Genomic DNA, 20,992 nt, shown 5'->3' on the forward strand with positions numbered 1-20,992 from the left:
CGGAGGCGCCATGGATATCCGGATAGTTCGCCTCGCGGAGGGTGAGGAATACCGGCTCTCCGCAGTAGCGCCCGACGTCTTTGACGAGCCGATCGATCCGACACGCCTCACCGCCTACCTGGCGATACCGAGTCACCTCATGGTACTGGCGTTCGATGGCGACCAGGTCGTCGGCCAATGCGCCGCCGTCGTGCACCGGCACCCGGACAAGGCGAGCGAACTCTACGTCGATGAGGTCGGCACCGCATCGAGCCACCTGCGTCTCGGGATCGCCACGAGGATGGTGCGCGAGATGTTCGCCTGGGGCCGCGAACTCGGCTGCACCGAGGCGTGGCTGGGGACCGAGCACGACAACGTGGCTGCCAATGCGCTTTATCGGGCCCTGGGCGGAAAGGCTGCCTCCATTGCCTATTACGAGTTCAGTCTCTAGGCGCTCCCGGCCCTCTCCCCGCAAAGTTACCTATTCGTAAGCGGTGCGTTTACGCTTCGTTTGCTATGGTGCCGCCGTGATTCGCTCGCGGGAGACGTAATGTCGGTGCCTTCCGGCGCTAGGGTTAAAATCGCGGTCGGCAGCCTGGTGCTCGCCACCGCCCTTGCTCTTGCCCCCTCACTCCATGCCCAGACCCAGGATCCGTCCGCCCCTGCCCAGACAGAGGCGCCGGAGCAGCCGAGCACGCCGGTAACCCCCGACGCGGGCCTTCCCGCCACCGTCGATCCGCTCGATGTCTCGCCGCCCGCCGGCACCCCGGTCAACGCCGCGCCCGACCAGACCCAGCAATCCGGACAGGCCGCTCTCGATGAAATCGAGAAATCCATCACCGTCTCCAAGGATCGCGCCGACGAGCTGCGCCGCGAGATCGAGGAGATGTCGGGCGACCGCACCAAGCAAAACGCCGCGCTCATCGCCGCCGCCCAGCGCGTCAAGATGGCCGAAATCGAGGTTGCCTCGATGGAGGACAAGATCGGCGAGCTGATCGTAAAGGAACTGGAAGTGCGCGGACGGCTGGACGGCGCCGACACCGAGATGGCCAACGTCCTGGCCGCGCTCGAGCGCGTATCGCGCAATCCGCCTCCGGCCCTGTTGGTCGACCCCAACAACGCGCTCAACTCGGCCCGTAGCGCCCTGCTGATGTCGGCGATCTTCCCGCAACTGCACGCCAAGGCCGAGGCAGTCAGCACCGACCTCAAGCGTCTGGGAGAGATCAAGGCCGAAGCCATCGAAGAGGAAAAGCAGCTCAAGGCGAACTATGCCGTGCTCGAGGAAGAGCAATTGCGTATCGCCACCCTCATCGCGGCGCGCAAGAAGGGCATCGACCAGATGACGGCCCAGCTCGCCCAGGAGGAGCAGGAAGCGCTGTCACTGGCCGCGCGCGCCACCGATCTCAAACAACTTGTCGCGAGCTTGCAGGCCAAGGCGACCGGCGTCGCCGGCACCGGCCATCAACCGGAAGCGGCATCCTCCAGCACCTCTTCGCTGACGCCGGAAGCCATAAGGCTGGCCCTGGCCAACACGTCCCGGACCGAGCCAGCATTTCCGTTCGATGCGGCAAAGGGTTACCTGGCCATGCCCTCGACGGGCACCAACGCCGTCGAGTTTGGCGGCAGCGATGGCTTCGGGGGTATCTCGCAGGGCCTCTCGGTCCTCACGCGCCCCGACGCGCAGGTCGTCGCCCCGGCGGACGGATGGGTCATGTATAAGGGCCCCTACCTCAATTATGGCCAAATCGTCATTCTCAATCCGGGCAATGACTATACGATCCTTCTCGCCGGCCTTGCCGCGACCTCAGTCAACATCGGCCAGTTCGTCATGATGGGCGAACCCGTTGGTACGATGGGATCACACACAATTGGCCGGACCGTGACCACCAGCGCTGGCGGATCACGACCGACCCTTTATATTGAACTGAGAAAAGACAACGCGCCCATCGACCCGACGGGATGGTGGGCCCCGAACCCGACGCAAAGTGGATAATTCCTGATGAACCTGTCGCCAGTCCGCGCCGCCGCTATCGCGTTCGCGCTCATGCTGCCAACACTGCCTGCGGCGACTTTCGCGCAGGAAGAGCCCACCCCGCCGACCGAGGTCACCAAGGACGCCGATGCCGCCGCCCAGGCGCGCGATCCGTCCGAACTCTACTCGGACCTTAACCTGTTCGGCGAAGTGCTCGACCGGATCCGCGCCGAATATGTCGACGTGCCCGACGAGAAGGAACTGATCCGCGCCGCCATTCGCGGCATGCTGACCTCGCTCGATCCGCATTCGGACTATCTCGCCCCCAAGGACTACGCCGACACCCAGCAGGACGTTTCCGGCCAGTTCGGCGGCCTGGGCATCGAGGTGACCATGGAGAACGACGTTCTCAAGGTCGTTTCCCCCATCGATGATACGCCGGCCGCCCGCGCCGGCATCCTGCCCAACGACTTCATCATCCAGATCGACGGGACCGACGTCCAGGGCATGGCGCTCGATGACGCGGTGGCCAAGATGCGCGGCACCGTCGGCTCAAAGGTCAAGCTCACCATCATGCGCGAAGGCCAGGACAAGCCGCTCGATTTCGACCTGACCCGCGACATCATCGCCATGCGCGCCGTGCGCATGAGCATGGAAGGCGACGTGGCGGTGCTGCGTCTCTCGCGCTTCTCCGAACAGGCGTTCGTGGGCATCAAGAAGGCGATCGACGACGTCTACAAGGAACGCAACGGCGTTGCGCCCAAGGGCATCATCCTCGACCTGCGCAACAACCCGGGTGGCCTCGTTGACCAGGCCGTCTTCGTTGCCGACGCTTTCCTCAAGCAGGGATCGGTCGTGCTGACGCGCGGCCGCTCCGACCAGGAAAGCGCCCGGTACGACGCCAAGCCCGACGCCCTCGATTCCAAGATCGCCGACGTCCCGCTGATCGTGCTGATCAATGGCGGCTCGGCCTCGGCTGCCGAGATCGTCGCCGGGGCGCTTCAGGACCACAAGCGCGCCACCCTCATCGGCACGCGCTCGTTCGGCAAGGGTTCCGTGCAGTCGATCATCTCGCTGGGCGAAAACGGCGCAATGCGCCTGACCACGGCCCGCTACTACACGCCCAACAACCGCTCCATCCAGGCCGCCGGCATCCAACCGGACATCACCATTACCGAGAACGTGCCCGAAGAGTTCAAGGGCCGCGACGAGATCATCGGCGAAGCGGCGCTTCCCGGCCAGATCGGCGGCGGCACCGAGGAGAAGGCGACCACGGGCTCGTCGGTCTACGTGCCGGCCAAGAAGGAAGACGACACCCAGCTTCAGTACGCCCTCAAGCTGATCAACGGGGAAGAGCACAACGACGCCTACCCGCCCAAGTCCGATCAGCAGACCATCGCAAAGGTTAACTGATTCCGTGTTAGAAACTGCAGGCCGGGGCGGGTGCTGATTCGGCACCCGCCCCGCTTGTTTTTTGACCTATTGGACGGATTGGCATGGCCGACGAGCTGAGCGCTCCCCTCAGTCGCAAGACCGACAGGAACCGCAAGGCGCGCGCCTTGCGCGGCAATCCCCTCCACCTGCCCCTGGCACGGCTGGGTTTCGCGGTTATCCTGGCGATCCTGGGCGCCGTCGCGGTAAGGGTCCTGGTGGTGAACGATCCCCAGGGCGGAAGGCCGCAGACCACCGCCGATATCAATGCCAGCCGCACGGGCAATTCTGTTGCCAGCCAGGTCTCCTCGCCCAGCGTCGTCACCATCACGGCCGATCCCGAAGAGACCCCGGCCGGAGCCGGCGGCGCCAGGATCATCTCCGTCGATCCGGGCCTGCCCGCCTCGGGCTCTTCCGACCCGGCCAACACTCCCAATGAGTTCGGCGTCATTCCCGATCTCGCCGAGGAAACCCAGAACGGACCGATCCCGCGGGTTTCCGCCGACGGCCGCACCCCTTTCGCCGCCTATTCGCGCGCCTCGGTGACCCCCGAAACCGCCGGCGGCAAGCCGCTCGTGGCGCTCATCATCACCGGCCTGGGTCTGAACCAGGCGGGCACGCTCGAAGCCATCGACAAACTGCCCAGCGCGGTGACCATGGCCTTCGCGCCCTATGGCAAGACCCTCGACGTCACGACCGCCGCGGCCCGCAATTCGGGCCATGAGTTGCTGCTTCAGCTGCCCCTCGAACCCTTCGACTATCCCGATAACGACCCCGGTCCGCAGACCCTGCTCACCGGGCAGCAGCCCCGCGCCAATATCGACAAGCTCTATTGGCTGATGGCTCGGCTCGGCGGCTATGTCGGGGTAATGAACTACATGGGCGCCCGCTTCACTTCGACCGGCGCCGACTTCGCCCCCATCATGGAGGAGGTCGGCACGCGCGGTCTGGGCTATCTGGACGACGGTTCGTCCAATCGCTCCCTGGCCAGCCAGCTCGCCAATGCCAACAAGGTTCCCTTCGCCAAGGCGGGCATGGTGCTCGACAACAACCCTGCACGCGAACCGATCATGGCGGCCCTCGATGCCCTCAAGGCGCAGGCCGTCGAAAAGGGCTCGGCGATCGGCATCATTTCGGCTCTTCCCGTTTCCGTCGCAACCGTCGCAGAATGGGCCAAGACTGCCGAGGACAATGGTGTCATTCTGGTGCCCGTTAGCGCCTTGATGAAACGGTAAGACAATGCCCAAGCCCATCCGTGAAGACATGCCCTATCGCGACTGCGTGGGGATCGCCCTTTTCAACGACAAGGGACAGGTCTTCATCGGCCGCCGGCGACCGGAGGACGATCCCGAGGATTCGGCCGAAGCGGGCGCTCCCTGGCAGATGCCGCAGGGCGGCATCGACAAGGGCGAGGCTCCGATCGAGGCGGCGACGCGCGAGCTCTTCGAGGAGACCAGCGTGCGCTCGGCCCGTCTGATCGCCGAAGCTCCTGAATGGATCTACTATGACCTGCCCGACGAGGCCCTGGGCATCGCTCTCAAAGGCAAGTACCGCGGCCAGCGCCAGCGCTGGTTCGCTTTCGCCTTCACCGGCGAGGAAGCCGAGATCAATGTGATCGAGCCCGGCGACGGACACCCGTCCGAGTTCGACGCCTGGCGCTGGGAAGAGCTGACGCGCACGCCCGATCTCATCGTGCCCTTCAAGCATGACGCCTATCTCAAGGTAGTGGCCGCCTTCGCCGACATTCCCCTACCGGTGAGCGATGGCTGACATCCGGCGCCTCACCCAGGACGATCGAGCCGCCTGGTGCGCGCAGCGGCTCCTGCTGTGGCCGGGCCATAGCGAGGCTGAACTCGACGCCGAGGTTGGCCAGATGCTCGCCAGCCCGGATACGCCCGCGTTCGGCGCCTTCGAGGGCAAGGAACTCATCGGCTTCGCCGAGGCCTCCGTCAGGCCCTATGGCGATGGCTGCGAGACCGCGCCCGTCGCCTGGCTCGAAGGCATCTACATCGCCCCGGCCTATCGCCGTCACGGCCTCGGCCGCGCTCTGGTCGAAGCCGTTGCCGACTGGGCCCGCGAGCGCAAGCTCTTCGAACTCGGCTCGGACGCGGCGATCTACAACACCACCTCCCATCTCAGCCATGCCGGCTGGGGTTTCGAGGAGACCGAGCGGATCGTGCTCTTCCGGCGGAAGTTGACGTGAAAACTATCGGCCTGATCGGTGGCATGAGCTGGGAATCGACCGCCCACTATTATGCAGTCCTCAATCGCGAGACCGCCCGGCTGCGCGGCGGCCTGCATTCGGCGCCCGTCCTGCTCCATTCGGTCGATTTCGCCCCGATCGAGGCCATGCAGCGCGCCGACAACTGGGAAGAGGCCGGCGCCAGTCTCGCTGCGGTCGCGGCCGGCCTGGAAGCGCAGGGCGCCGGGTTGATCGGGCTGGCGACCAACACCATGCACATCGTCGCGCCCGCCATTGCGGCCAGCCTGCATATTCCGTTCATCCACATCGCCGACCCCACCGCCGACGCTCTGCTGGCGGATGGCTACGACACCGTTGGACTGCTGGGAACCCGCTTCACCATGGAGATGCCCTTCTACCGCCAGCGGCTGGAAGCACGTGGGCTTAAGGTGCTCGTTCCCGAAGTCGGCAGGACCAATCTCAACGGCATCATCTACGAAGAGCTTTGCCTCGGCATAGTGCGCGAGGAAAGCCGCCTGACCTATGTGAGCGCCATCGAGCAACTGGCTGCGCGAGGAGCCCAGGCGGTGATCCTGGGCTGCACCGAGATCGACATGCTGATCGACGACTCCAATTCGCCGCTGCCGGTATTCGACACCACCGAGTTACACGCCAAGGCCCTGGTGGCCGCCGCGCTCGCCTGACCGCGACGGCCCCGGAGCGCTAGAACTCGGACCAATCCTGGCCGACGGCAACCTTCTCCTTGCCCAGATAGCTCCTGGCAGCCGCCTTGACGCGATCCTGGAGCGCCCGGACCGGCGCCTGCGGCGGCTCCCGTTCCTCAGCATTGAAGACGTCGACGATCTTGTCGAGTTCGCTGGCCTGGGCCTCCGTCTGCTCGATCGCGGCATTGGTCTGTTCGACCAGCGCGGCGTTGTGCTGGGTCATCTCGTCGAGTTGCCGGACAGCCGTCGACACCTCCTCGATGGCGCCCGCCTGCTCCCGGCTGGCCGTGGCGATGCCTTCGATGAGCGCCGAGTTCTCCTTGACCGAATCCAGCATGGCCACGAGCTTGCTGGCCGCATCCGCCACGAGTCGTGAGCCGCCATCGACCTCGGTTGCGCTCTGCTCGATCAGCGCCTTGACCTCGGACGAGGCCCCCGCCGCGCTTTGCGCCAGGCGTCGCACCTCCACCGCCACGACGGCAAAGCCCTTGCCCGCGTCCCCGGCCCGCGCCGCTTCCACCGACGCGTTGAGAGCGAGGAGGTTCGTCTGGAAGGCGATGTCGTCGATCATGCCGATAATGTTGGAAATCTTGGACGAGGAGGCGGTGATCTTCTCCATGGCCTCGTTGGCCCGGCGCATCACCTCCCCTCCCTCGCTTGCCGTGGTGCTGACCGTGCGCGCCTTGGCACTGGCCGACTCGGCCCGCTTGGCGTTCTCGACCACCGTTGAGGCCAATTGTTCCATGGTCGCCGAGGTCTCCTCGATCGTGGCGGCCTGCTTGGTGGTGCGTTCGGAAAGGTCGTTGGCCCCGGAGAGGATTTCGCCGGTCGCGGTCTTGAGCGCCCGCGAGGTCGTCCGCAGGCGGCTCACGATCAGCGTCATCTGCTCGAGCGACTGGTTGAACGCCACGCGCAATTCCTCGTACTGACCGGTGAACTGCGTGTCGATCCGCCCGCTGAGATCCCCCTCGGCCATCCGCGCCAGGCTTGTCTTCAGTCGGTCGATGATGCCTTCGGCCCGTTTGCGTTCGGTAATGTCGGTGGCGAACTTGACCACCTTGACCGGCTTGCCCGCCGCATCGAAGACGGGGTTGTAGGAGGCCTGTATCCAGACTTCGTTGCCTCCTTTTCCGAACCGTTTGAACTCGGCGGCGATGAACTCCCCGGACCGCAGCTTCGCCCAGAAATCCTCGTATTCGCGGCTGGCGCCGTAGGACGGCTCCACGAACATGCGGTGGTGCTTGCCTACGATTTCGTCGAGGCGATAGCCAAGGGTGGAAAGGAAGTTCTCGTTCGCGGTGAGGATCGTTCCGTCCATGCCGAATTCGATCACGGCCTGTGCGCGCGAGATCGCTGCGATCTTGCCCGCCTGGTCGGCCGAGAGATTCTTCTGCTCGGTGATGTCGGTAGCAAACTTGATGACCTTGACCGGTTTGCCATGCCGGTCAAGAAGCGGACTATAGCTCGCCTGCAGCCAGATCTCGCGCCCGCCCTTGGCGACCCGCCGATACTGGGCGGACTGATATTCGCCCCGGGCCAGGCCCTGCCAGAAGGCGGCATAAGTCGGCGAGGCGGCTTCGGTCGGATCAACGAACATGCGGTGGTGCTGGCCTACCACCTCATCGAGCGTATAGCCCACGGTATCGAGGAAGTTCTTGTTGGCCGTCAGAATGACGCCATCGAGCGAGAACTCGATAACCGCTTGCGAACGCATGATCGCGTCCACCTTGCTGCGTTCTTCGTTTTGAATGGAATGACGTGAGATAAACGGAAGCGATGTCAATTTGTCCCCCAGACCAAATGCTGACGTCGGCGCTACTCCTGGCTTCCCCTCAGTATCGAGCCCGAAGCGAACGGCTGCGTTTATGAGCCCATCTGTAGTTCTGCCAATGGGGCGGCATGGCGGGTTCCGCAAATGACAGAGGGCGCCCGCGGGCGCCCTCGATCACTCAGCCAGATTGGACGGCCGCCCTTTCAGAGGCGCCCGCAACTGTCACCAATGCGATCCGCGCAAGATACATTCGCCTGCCCAAAGGCTACTACATAACCGAGCATGCTCTCCGCTCCTTAACGAATGCTTGCACAGGAACTTGCCTGTTGCCGTCAAAAGCTCTCCCACGACGTGTCGAGTGCAGCATTGCCCTCGCTGCGATAGCTCTTGTTCCTCGGCGGAGCCCGCAGGGTAGCGAGATTTTCCGCCTCGCCGGCACCGGATTCCGGCGCGCGGCCGAGCGTAAAGACGTCCACTACCCGATCAAGTTCGCGGGCCTGCGCCTCGGTCTTTTCGATGGCAGCGTTCGTCTCCTCGACCAGCGCGGCATTGTGCTGGGTCATCTCGTCCATCTGGCGAACCGAGGCGTTGACTTCGTCGATCGCAGCAGCCTGCTCGCGGCTTTCGTGGGCGATGCTGTCCATGAGCGCATTACTCGAACGGGCCGAGGCGAGCATGGCCTCGAGCTTGGCGGCGGCCTCCGCCACCAGCCTCGTGCCGTCCTTGACCTCGAGCGCGCTCTGCTCGATGAGCGTCTTGACCTCGGCCGAGGCCTGCGCCGCCGATTGCGCCAGGCGCCGCACTTCGACGGCCACGACCGCAAAGCCCTTGCCTGCCTCGCCGGCCCGCGCCGCTTCCACCGAAGCGTTGAGGGCCAAGAGATTGGTCTGAAAGGCGATGTCGTCGATCATGCCGATGATGTTGGAGATCTTGGAGGACGATGTCTCGATGCGCTCCATGGCATTGTTGGCCGCACCCATGACCTGCCCGCCTTCCTCGGCGGTGCGGGTTACGGTGCCCGCGGTTTGCGAGGCCTCGCGGGCACGATCGGCATTCTGGAGCACGGTGGCCGCCAGCTGCTCCATGGCCGCCGAAGTCTCCTCGATCGTCGCCGCCTGCCGGCTGGTTCGCTCGGAAAGATCGTTGGCGCCCGAGAGAATTTCACCCGTCGCCGTCTTGAGGCTCGAGGAGGTCGACTTGAGCTGCCCGATGACCTCGGTCAGCTTTTCGGCCACGCGGTTGGCGTTCTGCTTGAGGTCGAGGAAAGCCCCCTCGTAGTCCCCCTCCATGCGGATGGAAAGGTTGGCGTCGGCGAGCGCTGCCAGGACGACACCGGTCTCGCTGACGCCCCGGTCCACGGTCGCGACCAGGTTGTTGACGCTGTCGGCGAGAACGTTCAGCTCGGCATCCTCGAACTGTACTTCGATCCGGCGCGAGAAATCGCCGGCCACCGCCGCATCGACCACCTGGCCGAAGGCGCGCTGGAGCGCCTGCATCATCTCGGCGCGATCGCTGCGCCGCTGGAGCGAAGCGGCGCGCTCCTCCTCGGTCATGTCGACCATGCGATGGGCATTCTGGCGGAAGACTTCGAGGGCGCGCGCCATGGCGCCCAGTTCGTCGCCACGCTTGCCACCCTCGATTTCGACCGAAAGGTTGCCCGAGGCAAGCTCGTCCATTGCGCCCGCCATGCCCGTCAGGGGACGCGAGATCGAGCGCGAGAACAGCCACCCGCCCAGCGCCGCCACCGCCAGCAGCGCGCCGCCGATGGCCAGCATCGTATTGCGCATGCCGGCCACGGGCGCGAAGACCTCATCCTGACCCATCGTGGTGACGAAGGCCCAGTTGGTGCCGTTGAAGGCGAGCGGGATCGCCGCCGCCAGCATCGGCATGCCGCGATAGTCGTTGGTCTCGGCAAAGGCCGGATTGCCGGCCAGTGCCGCATCGACGACCGGTTCGCGGTATTCGGTCACCAGGGTGTCGTCCTGGGTGCTGAAGGTGGAATCATTGCGCAGCCGGTAATCGGTGCCGACGATGAAGCTCTCACCCGTTTCTCCCAGCCCGTTGCGCTCGCTCATGACCGCGTTGACGTTCGCCTCCGAAAGCCGCACCGCCATGACCCCGATGGTCTTGCCGCGCAAGTCGAAGACAGGCGACGCCAGAAAGGCCGCCGGCGCGCCGTGGCTGGGCTCATAGGTGGAGAAGTCGGAAAATGCCACCTGCCCCGGTTCGGTCATGGCCATGGCCTGGGCGTAGACCTGCCCGAGCCCGGTCGAGGCCCACTGGCCGCCCGCGGCGAAGTTGGCGGCGAAATCGGGCTGCTTCATCACCGAATAGATGAGGTTGCCCGTCGCATCGAGGAGGAAGAGGTCCGCATAGCCGCGCAGCTCGAGCTGGCGACGATAGGTGGGGTGGATCTTGGAATGGGTGAAGTCGTAATTGGTCTTCGTGGTGCCGGCGGACGTGTCCAGCAACTGCCGCTCGGCCTCCTTGTTCGGATTCTGCGTGATGTAGGCTTCCTGCAGCGCCTCGGTGGGATCGCGTTCGACCGGAGCCTTGGCGAACTGTCCCCAGGCGATGGAGAAGTCGCGCAACGTCGTGCGCGCCACCTCGCTGGAAGCAGTCGCCATCACATCGCTCTGGATGTCGGTAAGATAGGTGCTGAACGCATCGGCCCGTGCCTGGGCGATGGTCTGCATCTGCTGGCGCGCCAACCCGCTCACGGTCTGGGAGCCGATATAGGAACTCACCAGCCCGACGCCACTGGCGACGAGCAATGCCGAGCCAACCATGGCCAGCGGGAGTTTATGCGCAATACGAAGTCGGTCTAACAGTCCCATGATTCCCCTCTCCTGGGTCGTCAGAAGGGAGCATGACCGTCGACCGCACCCGCTCTTCTGCAGGCACTGCGCAACACACGACGGCCCTTTCCTCCCAGTCAGGCCTCAATGGAAACGTTACAGATTGCGATTTAAGAAGTTCTTACGCAGTTTTACGCGCCGCGCCCGTCTCGCCTCGGAAACCCGGAAAAGCAAAATGCCGGCACGAGGGCCGGCATGGTGCATGATGCTTGCGATCGCGGTGTCGCGTCAGGTGAGGGCGCCGATCACGGCCTCGATGCGCTTCTTCATCGTGCCGGCATCGAACGGCTTGATGATGTAGTTGTTGACGCCCGCCGAGATGGCTTCCTTGACCTGCTCCTTGTCGGAACGGCCCGTTGCCATAATGAACGGCATCGCCTGTGTCTTGGGGTGCTTGCGGATCACCTTGAGCAGGGTCAGACCGTCGATGTCATCCATGTTCCAGTCGGAAATGATGAGGTCGACATTGGTCTTTTCCAGCTTGCCCAGGGCATCGCGGCCGCTCTTGGCCTCGTGGATGTCTTTAAAACCGAGCTGGGTCAGGATGTACTTGCAGATACCCCGCATGGACTGCTGGTCATCCACCACCAAAACGCTCACTGCACTTGCTTTTGGCATTTACGCAAATCGCCTTCTGTGCGCCCCAAGAAAGTCCGCTTCTGGACAGGGCTTCGCTTGGAAAACCCTAGGGCAAAAACTGTTACAAATCTCTCAATCCGGCCGCTTGCATTACGCTGCGCTGCGCAGTTTCACCAATGCATTGGCCAGTTTCCCCGCGATGGCCTCGAGGGGAGCCTGTTCGACCACCGCGCCTTCCTCGAAGGCGACCCGGGGCATGCCGTAAACCAGCGCCGAAGCCTGGCTCTGCCCGACCGTGTAGGCCCCGGCATCGCGCATGAGCTTGAGCCCCCGGGCCCCGTCGCGCCCCATGCCCGTCAGGATCGCTGCGACGGCCATGTGGCCCACCGACTTGGCGACCGATTCGAAGAGCACATCGACGCTCGGACGGTGGCCGGAAGCCAGCTCGTCCTGGGAAAGCCGGCACTTGAGCTGGCCCGAGGATCGTTCGACGCGCAGATGGAAATCGCCCTTGGCGACATAGGCATGGCCCGGCAGGAGCGGCATGCGGTCTTCGGCCTCGACAACGGTCAGTTCCGTGACCTCGTCGAGGCGGGCCGCAAAGCGTCCGGTGAAGCCGGGCGGCATGTGCTGGGCGATGACGATGGGCGGGCAATCGGGCGGCAACTGGCTCAGGACCGCGCGGATGGCCTCGACCCCACCGGTCGAGGCGCCGATGGCGATGACCGAACCGGTCGGCGCCGAAGCAGTGCGGATGCCGACCTTGGGTGGGGTGGCGCGCATGGCCCGGCCGCGCACGTCACTATGGGCCGCCGCGCGCACCTTGTCGCGCAGCACCGCCCCGAAAGCATCCAGTCCGCCTGAAAGGTCCGCCCCTGGCTTGGCGGCGAAATCGACGGCGCCCAGCTCGAGCGCCAGGAGCGTCTCGCTTGCGCCCTTCTTGGTGAGGGTCGAAACCATCACCACCGGCAGGGGATGCAGCCGCATGAGCTTTTCGAGGAAAGCCAGCCCGTTCATGTTGGGCATTTCGATATCGAGCGTCAGCACGTCCGGGCTGAGCGTCTTGACCTTCTCGCGCGCCTCGATCGGATCCTGGGCGGTGCCGACCACTACGATGTCGCCGTCCTTGGCCAGGGTGCGCGAGAGCAGTTCGCGGATGAGAGCCGAATCATCGACAATAAGAACCCGGATGCTCATGCCGCTTCTCGCTTCTGTCCTTGCTTGTTCTGGTAGATGGTCTTGCCGACCAGCCGGAAGCCTTCCGAGCCCGAGCCCAGGTTTTCCGAGTGTCCGATATAGAGGAAACCCTCGGGCGCCAGCATCTGGCCCAATCGGCCGAAGAGCCGCCCCTGGGTGGGTTTGTCGAAATAGATGGCCACGTTCCGGCAGAAGATGGCGTCGAACGGCCCGCGCATCGGCCAGTCGCCGATGAGGTTGAGCGGCTTGAACGCCACCAGCGAGCGGGCGGCAGCCGGCACGCGGATGGTTCCGCCCCCGGCCTTCTCGAAAAGCGCGGCGCGCTGGGGCGTCAGCCCGGCCAGCTCGGCCTCCGGGTAGATGCCCGTCGCCGCCTTGGCGATGACGTTGGTGTCGATATCGGTGGCGAGGATCCGGAAATCCCAGCGCTTGAGATCGGGGAACTGGTCGAGCAGGCTCACCGCAATCGTATAGGGCTCCTGCCCCGTCGAGCAGCCGGCCGACCAGATGCGCAGGCGCGGCTTGCCGTCCGGCCCGACGCGCGGGCGGCGCCCGACCAGGTCTCGGACATAGTCGGAAAGGTGCGCAAAGTGATGGTCCTCGCGATAGAACCGCGTGAGGTTCGTCGTCAGCGCATTGACGAATTCCTGGCTGTCCTGCGCCGATCCGGAATGCTCGAGATAATCGACGTAATCGTCAAAGCTCGCCATGCCCATGGCACGCAGGATCTTTGAGAGACGCGACACGACAAGCGTGCGCTTGGCGTCCGAAAGCGATATGCCGGCGACCTGATAGACGCGGGCCTTGATACGCGAAAACTCGCGATCGGAAAGAGGGTACTCGCCCTGTTCCATGTCATCCCCTGGCTTCTGCCCGGCGGAATTAAGCGTGCATCGCCTCGACCCTAGCCACCCCGGTTGCGCGTGGCGCCAAGCGTTCTGCCTGCCGCATCCCCGACCTGGGCAACCTGATCCTCGAGCCGCAGCAATGCGCTGCTTCCTTCGTCCAGTACTCGGGCGATAGTGTCCGTCTCATTGCCAAGATTGCGTAAATGCAGGTCGATCTCGGCGATCATTTTTTGCAGCGCCTCGGTTTCGGCCACGCTCTGGCCCGATTGCGCCTTGCCGCGACCGACGAGGGTACGGATCTCCTTGGCCGAGCGGTTGGCGACCTGGGCCAGGGTGCGCACTTCCTCGGCGACCACCGCAAAACCCGCGCCCTTCTCGCCGGCCCGTGCCGCCTCGACGGCGGCATTGAGCGCCAGGAGATTGGTCCGGAAGCTGACGTCCTCGATCGAGGCGACCATCTTGGCGATCTCGCCGGTCACGGCATCGACCCCGCCAATGGCGGCAAAGGTCCGCCGGGCCGCCTCGTCGGCATTGCCGGCCAGGGCTCGGACATCGTTGCCCCTCGCCTGCGCCCGCTGCGCCGCCTCCCGGCTCGAAGCGACGCTGGCGGTGGCTTTGCCGGCATCCTCGCGAGCCTCGGCCGCGACCCCCGCCAGGCGCTGCGCCTGGCTGTGATAGACCTCGATCAGCTCGCCCACTTTTTGCAGTTTGCGTTCGGCGGCCTCGCGGGCCTGAGCTTCCTCCTCGCGCGCGCCATCGAGCAGGAGGATGGCATCGCGGACCCCGTTCGCCAGGGCATCGAGCCCGCCATTGCCACGCTGCGCGCCGATATCCTCGCCCTCGAGCAGCCGGCCGATGCCGGCCACGCCGCGGTCGATTGCCTCGAGCCCCTCGTTGAGGGCGTTGAGCGCTACCGAGCGGCGGGCAGCCGACGCCTCGAAACGAAAGCCGGTCTGTCCGCCGATGAGTGCCTGACTGAAAGCATCGAGGTCGTCGTCGGCAATGAAGTGGCCGGCCGGCAGCAGCTCGATCACCTGCGCGCGGCCCCCTTCGCCCGTACGCGCTTCGAAGCGCTGGCCGCCGACGGTCACCAGCCCTCGGGCGCCCGCAAGCGCCCCCGCCCGCGTGCCCGGCACCAGCGTCGGCTCGAGCCTGGCAAGCCCACCCGTGACGGCCACGACCAGTCCATCGGGAGAGGCGATCATGAGCGGCTGGCTGATGGCGGCCAACCCGGCCTCGATATCGGCGAGACGTTTCTGGGCGGCCTGGGCCTGGGCCGCGATGAGGGCGTGGCGCGTATCGTCCGCCGCGCCGGCGCGCTGCCAGACCGATCGCACCGCCACGCCAGCAGCCGCGCACAGCACCAGGGCAACACCGGCACCCCAGATCGGACCCAATGCGTAAAGGGCCGCCATCGCCAGGATGACTGCCCCCAACCAGATCGCATTGGCTGCAACCAGCCCCGTGCGCGAAAATCCCTGCAAGGTGAATCGTGAGCCCCAATAACGGGCCCACACTAGGTCGGTTATGGTTAACCAAACCTTTGCTAGAAGAGTTCGATGTCGTCCGCCGGCGGCCGCACCGCGGGACGCCGCTTGACCAGCGCCAGTTCGTCATTGGCGATGCGCGCGTTGTCGGTGCTGTCGAGGCGCTTGACGAAAGCCCGGCCCGAATGCGGCTTGAACAGCACCCGCCGCGCGAACGTGCCGCCCACATCGGCGCCCGAAAGCACGTAGCCTTCGTTCCTGAGGAAATCGTAGACAAACTCGACGTTGCGCGCCCCGACATCGTTGAGGGCAGAATTGATGTTGCCGCCGCCGAACACCTTGATCTCGAGGTTGCTCTTGCGTCCGGTGCCGCGCGTCAGAACCATGTTGATGAGCTGTTCCATGGCAAAGGCGCCATAGCGGGCCGACGCGCCGAATTTCTCGCTCGTCGCATTGGGCTGCTCGGCCAGCAGGAAGTGATTCATGCCGCCGACGCCCGCTTCACGATCGCGGATGCAGGCCGACACGCACGATCCCAGGACCGTCGAATAGGTCAGATCCAGATCCTTGGAAACGTGGCAGTCGCCCTGGTGGACCGTGGTGACCACCCCGCGATCGAATTCCGGGGGCAGTGAATTTGTAGCGACCATTTTGTACCTGACCCCTCCTGGGCTTGAGGCGATCCTTGCGGAAAATCGTTATGGAACCGCTAACCACGCCGGGGACGGGGAGAATGCGCAACGGCATGGAAACGCGTGGTTTAGAAATGCGGGTATATGGTCCAGGTGTCGTATGGGGCCTAGTTATGTCTTTGCTTAAACTTGCTGCCGAGCTGGAAGAAACCGCTCGTCAGACCGCCGAAATGGTCGATGGCGTGTTCCACGCCCTGGCCACACTCTCCGATACCGGCATCACCAGCGAAAAAGCGCGTTCGGAAGCCATCTCGCAGATTGTCCAGGCCCTGCAGGCCCAGGATCGCATCGAGCAGCGTTGCCGCAACATGGCGATCGCCACCCGCCATTTCGCCCAGATGCCGCCTACCGCCTCCGAAGAGGCGCTCGACGCGGTGTGGCACTCCCTGGAAATGGACGAGCTGCGCATCAACTCGCTCTCGGGCGTTGCCAGGCACGTTTCGGGCGGAGACGCCGAGCTGTTCTAGGCAGGACGGGCGCGCCCCAGCGTGCCCGCGTCCGGCCGCTTGCCGTCCAGACATGATCCCCAAAGAAAAAGGGCGCCTTGCGGGCGCCCTTGTCGTTTCTTCGCGCTGGGGACGTCAGCCGTCCAGGCGGGCGCCCGAAACCACCTGGTGCAGGTCGATGAGCCCCACCATGCGGCTTTCGTGGGTAACGATGCCGTTGAGCAGTTCGGTATCGACCGAATGGCCCTCGGGAACCGGATGGATGTCCTCGCGCGAGACGGTGAGGATGTCGCTCACCGCATCCACGAGAATACCGACCCACTTCTCGCCCACCGACATCACCACCACCACGTGGTTCTTGGTGGCGGCGGTCTGGCCATCCCCGAAGCGGGCGCGCAGATCGAAGATCGGCACGATGGTGCCGCGCATGTTGATCACGCCACGCACGAACGGGCGGGTGTTGGGAAGCGGCGTCGCTCCGTTCCAGGCGCGGATCTCGCGCACCGTGGTGATTTCAACGCCATAGGTCTGCTCGCCGATAGAGAAGGCGATGAACTGGATGGTGTTGGCGGCGCCCGATGCGGAATTCCCGGTCAGGTCGTCTCTGAGATCAAATGCTTCCATGGTGTTTTGCCTTCTGGCTCTAAGCTGCGTTCTTGTGGATGGCGGCGGTCTTGAGGCCCTGTACGTCCACGATCAGGGCGACGTTGCCATCACCGAGGATCGTGCCGCCGGCAATACCCTCAATGCGTTCGAAGTTCTCTTCCAGGCTCTTGATGACGACCTGCTGCTGGCCGATGATTTCATCGACGATCAGCGCGACCTTGACCGAACCTTCCGCTTCGCAAAGCACCACGAAGCGGTTCTTCTCGTCGGCCTCGGTCTGCATTTCGAAGCGTGCTGCGAGATCCACGACCTGCACATATTCGCCGCGCACCTGGAGCACGCGGGCCCCGCTGGGCACGCGGCCGAAATCGGCGCGGCTGCACTGCATCGTCTCCACGATCGAGGAGAGCGGAATGACGTAGGGATTGTTAGCCACCTTGACCAGCATGACGTCGAGCACCGCCAGCGTCAGCGGCAGGCGCAGCGTCATGCGCGTGCCCAACCCGGTGCGCGAGCGCACATGGACCGAACCGCCGATCTTCTTGATGTTGGAGAGGACCACGTCCATGCCCACGCCGCGCCCCGAAATGTCGGACACTGCGGAGGCCGTCGAGAACCCGGGAGCGAAGATGAGCTGGTCGATCTGCTCTTCGGTGAGCTGCTGCTCGGGTGCGACCACGCCACGTTCGCGGGCTACGTCGAGCACGCGCTCGCGGTTGATGCCGGCGCCGTCGTCCTCGACGATGATGAGGATGTTGCCGCCCGCCTGCTCGGCCGAGAGCGTGATCGTGCCGTGTTCGGACTTGCCGGCGGCAGCGCGCTTTTCGGGAGTCTCCACGCCATGGTCCGCCGAGTTGCGGATCATGTGGGTCAGCGGATCGGAAAGCTGCTCGATGATGGTCTTGTCGATTTCGGTGTTCTCACCGATCATCTCGAGACGGATCTTCTTGTTGGTCTTGCCGGCCAGTTCGCGCACCAGGCGCGGCATGCGCGAGAACACCGATTTGACCGGCTGCGCGCGGATCGCCATGACGGCGTCCTGGAGACCGCGCGTCGTCTGCGCCAGCACTTCGAGACCGCGCACCAGTTCCTGGTAACGGGCCCGCAGGTTGTCGTCGAGCTGCTGGGTGAGCATGGACTGGGTGATGACCAGTTCGCCCACCATGTTGACGACGCGATCGACCTTGTCGAGGTCGACGCGGATCGACTGCACGCCCGCAGGGCGATGGCCGCCCTCTTCGCCGCCGCCGGATTCGGCCAGCGGCTGGATGACCTTTTCGGGCTGCGCGGCCACGGCCGCGCGTGCCGCCGCCGTCGGCTTGATGGTTTCGGCAAGCTCGGAGAACGAGAGCACCTCGGCCTCCGGTTCCGCCGGCTTGGCGGCCTCGGCCACCATGTCAGCGTCGAAATCGTTCTCGTCCAGATCGGTGATGTGACTTGCGACGACGGGCGCACCGGCCTCATCGAGCACGGCGGTCGGACCGCACTGGGCAATGGTGATGTCGCAATCGCCTTCGACGAACTCGAAGACCTCGCGGATCATGCCCTCGTTGATGCCCTTGGCATTGAGGGTGATTTCCCAGGTGCAATAGACCCCGAACGGCTCGAAATCGGCGAGAGGCGGCACGAAGCCGGGGACGGCCTTGACCGAGATTTCCCCGAGCACGGCCAGTTCGCGGAACAGCAGCAGCGGGTCGTTGGCCCGCGCGTAAAGCGCGCTGTGGGGCGCGAAGTGGATTTCCCAGTGTCCGTCGGCGGGCTCGAACGGAATGGCGTCGAACGTGTCGGTCGCCAGTTCCGGCTCCGGTTCGTCCTGGCCCAGGTTGACCATCACCGGCACGAACTCGATGTCGAACTCTTCCATGGGCTCGCCCGACATGTCGTCGTCCTCGCCGCGGCAGAGCGCGTCGAAGCGGGCCTTTTCCTCGGCGCCGTGATCGGGATCGAGCGGGGTGCCCTCGCGAGCCGCGGCCACGAAATCGGCGACGATGTCATTGGCGCGGATGCATAGCGCCACCACTTCGTCGGTGAGATCGACGCGTCCGTCGCGGACATAGTCGAGCAGGGTCTCGAAGGCGTGGGCGAAGCCCACCAAGCCCGAGAAGCCGAAAGCGCCCGCTCCGCCCTTTATCGAATGGATGGCGCGGAAAACCGCATTGAGCCGGTCCGCACCGCGTTCACCGTCCTCGATTGCCGAGAACTGCTCCTCCAGGTCGTTGAGAAGCTCGGAACATTCGTCGAAATAGGTAGCCTTGAAATCGTCGAGGTCGCTCATAGTCGCTCTGTTGAACCCTTCTGGGTTGGAGCTTTAGTAGGTCGTCAGTCGGGCACGGTTCAGTGCACGACCTTCTGGATTACGCTGATCAGCTTGTCCGGATCGAAGGGTTTGACGATCCAGCCGGTGCCGCCCGCCTGCTTGCCCTGGTCGCGCTTTTCCTGGCTCGTCTCGGTGGTGAGGATCAGGATCGGCAGGCTCTGGTGCTGGCCGGACGCACGCACGTGCTTGATGAACTCGATGCCGTCCATCACCGGCATGTTGATGTCGGTGATCACCACGTCGACATCTTCGGTCTTGAGAACGTCCAGCCCCTGCTTGCCGTCCTCGGCCTGCAGCACCTCAAAGCCGGCATTGACCAGCGTGTGGCGGAGCATCGCCAGGATCGTGCGGCTGTCATCAACAGTCAAAACACGCATCAACTTATCCTTTCAGGAGCCCGGCGAAGGACTCGCCCAGGCCCAGTCTTTCGATAGCCGCCAGCATGCTGGGGCTCGCATCGGTAACGGCAAACTCTGTGCTGTTGCGGCGCGCGCTTTCCGCGGCGCTCATGAGCAGGAACAGCGCATTGGTCGAAATGCGCTCGACATCTGCACCTGACACGGAGGTGACACCCTGCTCGATGGCATCGGCAAGCGTGTCGCGAACGCCTTCCAGGGCGTCCAGATCGAGGATTGCCGGCAACGCGACGTTCTTGGCTTTGGCTGTGGCCATATCCTTTGCCCCCAAGGCTGACCGAGAATTTTCCCCGGCAGTGTCCATGGGAACAGTTTAGGAAGTGCTAAAAGCGGCGCCCCGCGATCACGCGATCTGGCCCGTCACGGCGGGCATCGTTGTCGCAGCGACGAGCTCGCGGATCGCCTCGACGCGCACGCCGCCGAAATCGGCGGGCGACCAGCGCGGGCGCTGGTCCTTGTCGACCAGCACCGCCCGCACGCCCTCGGCGAAATCGGGCTGCCGGACGAGATAGCAGGCCAGGGCGAAATCGATCGCCAGCACCTGCCCCACGTCGCGCGCCCGCCGCGCCGCGCGGTGGCTCTGGAGGATGGCTTCAAGGCTGGTCGGCGAGCGCGCGGCAAGGGTGGCCCCCAGCCGCTCCTCTGTGCCGCTGCCCAGGGCGGCATGCACGACCTGACCGGCCGTAGCCTCCTCGAAGACCAGCGCGAGCGCATCGGCAGCTTCGCAGAATTCCGGCTCGCCCGCCTCGACACCCTCCGACTGCATCAGAGCCACGATGGTGGTCTCGATGTCGCCCGCTTCGCTGGCGGCCACGAGTTCAGTCTTGATCGCTTCCATCGCCTGCGGCTGGACGGTGCAATCGGCCAGGCCCAGCGCCAGCGCGTCGGCCGGCCCGACGGTCTGCCCGCTCATCAGGAATGCCAAAGCCCGGTGTTCGGGCGCCTTGGCGAGAATGGCGTTGACCCCGGTATCGACCACGAAGCCGATTGCCGCCTCGGGCATGGCGAAGCGCGACTGCATGCTGGTGAAGCGGAACCGGGCATGGCCGGCGATGCCGACGCCGCCGCCCATGACCACGCCATGGGTGAGGGCGACGATCGGCTTTTCATAGCCGGCAATGAGAGCATTCATGGCGTATTCGGCGCTGAAATAGGCATCGGCATCCGCCGGGCGACCGGCCAGCACCAGCTCCCGCGCCGCCCGGACGTCGCCGCCCGCGCAGAACCCGCGCTCGCCCCGGCCTTCGAACAGCACCGCGCGCACCGCCTCGTCGCTCCGCCAGCGCTGCAGCGTCTGGGAAATGGCCGCGATCATTTCGCCGGAAAGCGCGTTGATTGCCTCGGGCCGGTTGAGGGTGATCACCCCCAGGCGCCCTTCGGTCGTGGTCTCGATCATGCCGGTCAACTCCGCCTCCGCCGCATCGGGCCTTGCACCCATTTCAAACATGGACATTTGAGCCCGCAACGGCTAGGCCCTCATTCGTGT

The 20,992-nt window shown here is 64.9% G+C and carries 20 protein-coding genes; 8 read left to right on the plus strand and 12 right to left on the minus strand.

From position 1 onward, the window contains the following. The first annotated feature begins 10 nt into the window (after positions 1-10). The 7 genes from FNA67_RS19910 (at position 11) to FNA67_RS19940 (ending at position 6,268) form a co-directional block, all read left to right on the plus strand. Positions 11-430: a GNAT family N-acetyltransferase gene (locus FNA67_RS19910; RefSeq protein ID WP_147657853.1), complete on the plus strand. Its 420-nt coding sequence runs from the start codon at positions 11-13 to the stop codon at positions 428-430. Positions 431-529: 99 nt separating this feature from the next. Next, positions 530-1,972: a murein hydrolase activator EnvC family protein gene (locus FNA67_RS19915; protein ID WP_147657855.1), complete on the plus strand. Its 1,443-nt coding sequence runs from the start codon at positions 530-532 to the stop codon at positions 1,970-1,972. 6 nt (positions 1,973-1,978) lie between these two features. Then, entirely contained in the window at positions 1,979-3,364 is a 1,386-nt protein-coding gene (locus FNA67_RS19920; RefSeq protein WP_244616408.1) for a S41 family peptidase, read from the plus strand. Between the two features lie 83 nt (positions 3,365-3,447). Next, positions 3,448-4,617, plus strand: a complete 1,170-nt coding sequence (locus tag FNA67_RS19925; protein WP_147657857.1) for a divergent polysaccharide deacetylase family protein — start codon at positions 3,448-3,450, stop codon at positions 4,615-4,617. 4 nt (positions 4,618-4,621) lie between these two features. Further along, positions 4,622-5,152, plus strand: a complete 531-nt coding sequence (locus FNA67_RS19930) for an RNA pyrophosphohydrolase (protein WP_147657859.1) — start codon at positions 4,622-4,624, stop codon at positions 5,150-5,152. Beyond that, the gene (locus FNA67_RS19935) at positions 5,145-5,585 is read left to right on the plus strand and encodes a GNAT family N-acetyltransferase (RefSeq protein WP_147657861.1); all 441 of its coding nucleotides are present in this window, start codon (positions 5,145-5,147) and stop codon (positions 5,583-5,585) included. The genes FNA67_RS19930 and FNA67_RS19935 overlap by 8 nt, the downstream gene beginning before the upstream one ends. Beyond that, on the plus strand, positions 5,582-6,268 hold the full coding sequence (locus tag FNA67_RS19940) for an aspartate/glutamate racemase family protein (protein WP_147657863.1): 687 nt from the start codon (positions 5,582-5,584) through the stop codon (positions 6,266-6,268). The genes FNA67_RS19935 and FNA67_RS19940 overlap by 4 nt, the downstream gene beginning before the upstream one ends. A gap of 19 nt (positions 6,269-6,287) precedes the next feature. On the opposite strand, the gene FNA67_RS19945 is transcribed toward FNA67_RS19940, so the two are convergent. The 7 genes from FNA67_RS19945 to FNA67_RS19975 all read right to left on the minus strand — a co-directional run bounded on the left by FNA67_RS19945 (position 6,288) and on the right by FNA67_RS19975 (position 15,679). Beyond that, positions 6,288-8,003 (minus strand): methyl-accepting chemotaxis protein, encoded by a 1,716-nt coding sequence (locus FNA67_RS19945; RefSeq protein WP_147657865.1) that lies wholly within the window; start codon positions 8,001-8,003, stop codon positions 6,288-6,290. A 389-nt stretch (positions 8,004-8,392) separates the two neighbouring features. Then, positions 8,393-10,897 carry a methyl-accepting chemotaxis protein gene (locus FNA67_RS22360; RefSeq protein WP_082202292.1) on the minus strand — a complete coding sequence of 835 codons (2,505 nt, stop codon included), beginning with the start codon at positions 10,895-10,897 and terminating at the stop codon, positions 8,393-8,395. A gap of 249 nt (positions 10,898-11,146) precedes the next feature. Beyond that, complete coding sequence (locus FNA67_RS19955) at positions 11,147-11,536, minus strand: response regulator (RefSeq protein WP_145976815.1); 390 nt, start codon at positions 11,534-11,536, stop codon at positions 11,147-11,149. A gap of 111 nt (positions 11,537-11,647) precedes the next feature. Further along, entirely contained in the window at positions 11,648-12,694 is a 1,047-nt protein-coding gene (locus tag FNA67_RS19960; protein WP_147657866.1) for a protein-glutamate methylesterase/protein-glutamine glutaminase, read from the minus strand. After that, the gene (locus FNA67_RS19965; protein WP_147657868.1) at positions 12,691-13,548 is read right to left on the minus strand and encodes a CheR family methyltransferase; all 858 of its coding nucleotides are present in this window, start codon (positions 13,546-13,548) and stop codon (positions 12,691-12,693) included. The genes FNA67_RS19960 and FNA67_RS19965 overlap by 4 nt, the downstream gene beginning before the upstream one ends. A gap of 50 nt (positions 13,549-13,598) precedes the next feature. After that, positions 13,599-15,026: a methyl-accepting chemotaxis protein gene (locus tag FNA67_RS19970; RefSeq protein WP_147657870.1), complete on the minus strand. Its 1,428-nt coding sequence runs from the start codon at positions 15,024-15,026 to the stop codon at positions 13,599-13,601. Between the two features lie 62 nt (positions 15,027-15,088). Continuing rightward, the gene (locus FNA67_RS19975) at positions 15,089-15,679 is read right to left on the minus strand and encodes a chemotaxis protein CheD (RefSeq protein ID WP_049706827.1); all 591 of its coding nucleotides are present in this window, start codon (positions 15,677-15,679) and stop codon (positions 15,089-15,091) included. Positions 15,680-15,834: 155 nt separating this feature from the next. On the opposite strand from FNA67_RS19975, the gene FNA67_RS19980 reads away from it, so the two are divergent. Continuing rightward, a complete protein-coding gene (locus FNA67_RS19980) occupies positions 15,835-16,188 on the plus strand; it encodes a hypothetical protein (protein ID WP_145976816.1) in 354 nt (117 codons plus the stop codon). Between the two features lie 114 nt (positions 16,189-16,302). On the opposite strand, the gene FNA67_RS19985 is transcribed toward FNA67_RS19980, so the two are convergent. The 5 genes from FNA67_RS19985 to FNA67_RS20005 all read right to left on the minus strand — a co-directional run bounded on the left by FNA67_RS19985 (position 16,303) and on the right by FNA67_RS20005 (position 20,959). Continuing rightward, positions 16,303-16,791, minus strand: coding sequence for a chemotaxis protein CheW (locus tag FNA67_RS19985; protein ID WP_049706829.1), 489 nt, complete (start codon positions 16,789-16,791; stop codon positions 16,303-16,305). A 19-nt stretch (positions 16,792-16,810) separates the two neighbouring features. Beyond that, on the minus strand, positions 16,811-19,048 hold the full coding sequence (locus FNA67_RS19990; protein ID WP_147657872.1) for a chemotaxis protein CheA: 2,238 nt from the start codon (positions 19,046-19,048) through the stop codon (positions 16,811-16,813). A 59-nt stretch (positions 19,049-19,107) separates the two neighbouring features. Then, on the minus strand, positions 19,108-19,467 hold the full coding sequence (locus FNA67_RS19995; protein WP_049706831.1) for a response regulator: 360 nt from the start codon (positions 19,465-19,467) through the stop codon (positions 19,108-19,110). Positions 19,468-19,471: 4 nt separating this feature from the next. Beyond that, positions 19,472-19,762, minus strand: coding sequence for an STAS domain-containing protein (locus tag FNA67_RS20000; RefSeq protein ID WP_049706832.1), 291 nt, complete (start codon positions 19,760-19,762; stop codon positions 19,472-19,474). 87 nt (positions 19,763-19,849) lie between these two features. Continuing rightward, a complete protein-coding gene (locus FNA67_RS20005; protein ID WP_147657874.1) occupies positions 19,850-20,959 on the minus strand; it encodes an enoyl-CoA hydratase/isomerase family protein in 1,110 nt (369 codons plus the stop codon). Positions 20,960-20,992 lie beyond the last annotated feature (33 nt).

It is taken from the genome of Youhaiella tibetensis (genome assembly GCF_008000755.1).
GTDB lineage: Bacteria > Pseudomonadota > Alphaproteobacteria > Rhizobiales > Devosiaceae > Paradevosia > Paradevosia tibetensis.

What these genes read in the sequence shown, in the direction of transcription:
- FNA67_RS19910 (WP_147657853.1), top strand. Translation starts at nt 11, where the DNA reads ATGGATATCCGGATAGTTCGCCTCGCGGAGGGTGAGGAATACCGGCTC.
- FNA67_RS19915 (WP_147657855.1), top strand. Translation starts at nt 530, where the DNA reads ATGTCGGTGCCTTCCGGCGCTAGGGTTAAAATCGCGGTCGGCAGCCTG.
- FNA67_RS19920 (WP_244616408.1), top strand. Translation starts at nt 1,979, where the DNA reads ATGAACCTGTCGCCAGTCCGCGCCGCCGCTATCGCGTTCGCGCTCATG.
- FNA67_RS19925 (WP_147657857.1), top strand. Translation starts at nt 3,448, where the DNA reads ATGGCCGACGAGCTGAGCGCTCCCCTCAGTCGCAAGACCGACAGGAAC.
- FNA67_RS19930 (WP_147657859.1), top strand. Translation starts at nt 4,622, where the DNA reads ATGCCCAAGCCCATCCGTGAAGACATGCCCTATCGCGACTGCGTGGGG.
- FNA67_RS19935 (WP_147657861.1), top strand. Translation starts at nt 5,145, where the DNA reads ATGGCTGACATCCGGCGCCTCACCCAGGACGATCGAGCCGCCTGGTGC.
- FNA67_RS19945 (WP_147657865.1), bottom strand. Translation starts at nt 8,003, where the DNA reads ATGCGTTCGCAAGCGGTTATCGAGTTCTCGCTCGATGGCGTCATTCTG.
- FNA67_RS22360 (WP_082202292.1), bottom strand. Translation starts at nt 10,897, where the DNA reads ATGGGACTGTTAGACCGACTTCGTATTGCGCATAAACTCCCGCTGGCC.
- FNA67_RS19955 (WP_145976815.1), bottom strand. Translation starts at nt 11,536, where the DNA reads ATGCCAAAAGCAAGTGCAGTGAGCGTTTTGGTGGTGGATGACCAGCAG.
- FNA67_RS19960 (WP_147657866.1), bottom strand. Translation starts at nt 12,694, where the DNA reads ATGAGCATCCGGGTTCTTATTGTCGATGATTCGGCTCTCATCCGCGAA.
- FNA67_RS19965 (WP_147657868.1), bottom strand. Translation starts at nt 13,548, where the DNA reads ATGGAACAGGGCGAGTACCCTCTTTCCGATCGCGAGTTTTCGCGTATC.
- FNA67_RS19975 (WP_049706827.1), bottom strand. Translation starts at nt 15,679, where the DNA reads ATGGTCGCTACAAATTCACTGCCCCCGGAATTCGATCGCGGGGTGGTC.
- FNA67_RS19980 (WP_145976816.1), top strand. Translation starts at nt 15,835, where the DNA reads ATGTCTTTGCTTAAACTTGCTGCCGAGCTGGAAGAAACCGCTCGTCAG.
- FNA67_RS19985 (WP_049706829.1), bottom strand. Translation starts at nt 16,791, where the DNA reads ATGGAAGCATTTGATCTCAGAGACGACCTGACCGGGAATTCCGCATCG.
- FNA67_RS19990 (WP_147657872.1), bottom strand. Translation starts at nt 19,048, where the DNA reads ATGAGCGACCTCGACGATTTCAAGGCTACCTATTTCGACGAATGTTCC.
- FNA67_RS19995 (WP_049706831.1), bottom strand. Translation starts at nt 19,467, where the DNA reads ATGCGTGTTTTGACTGTTGATGACAGCCGCACGATCCTGGCGATGCTC.
- FNA67_RS20000 (WP_049706832.1), bottom strand. Translation starts at nt 19,762, where the DNA reads ATGGCCACAGCCAAAGCCAAGAACGTCGCGTTGCCGGCAATCCTCGAT.
- FNA67_RS20005 (WP_147657874.1), bottom strand. Translation starts at nt 20,959, where the DNA reads ATGTCCATGTTTGAAATGGGTGCAAGGCCCGATGCGGCGGAGGCGGAG.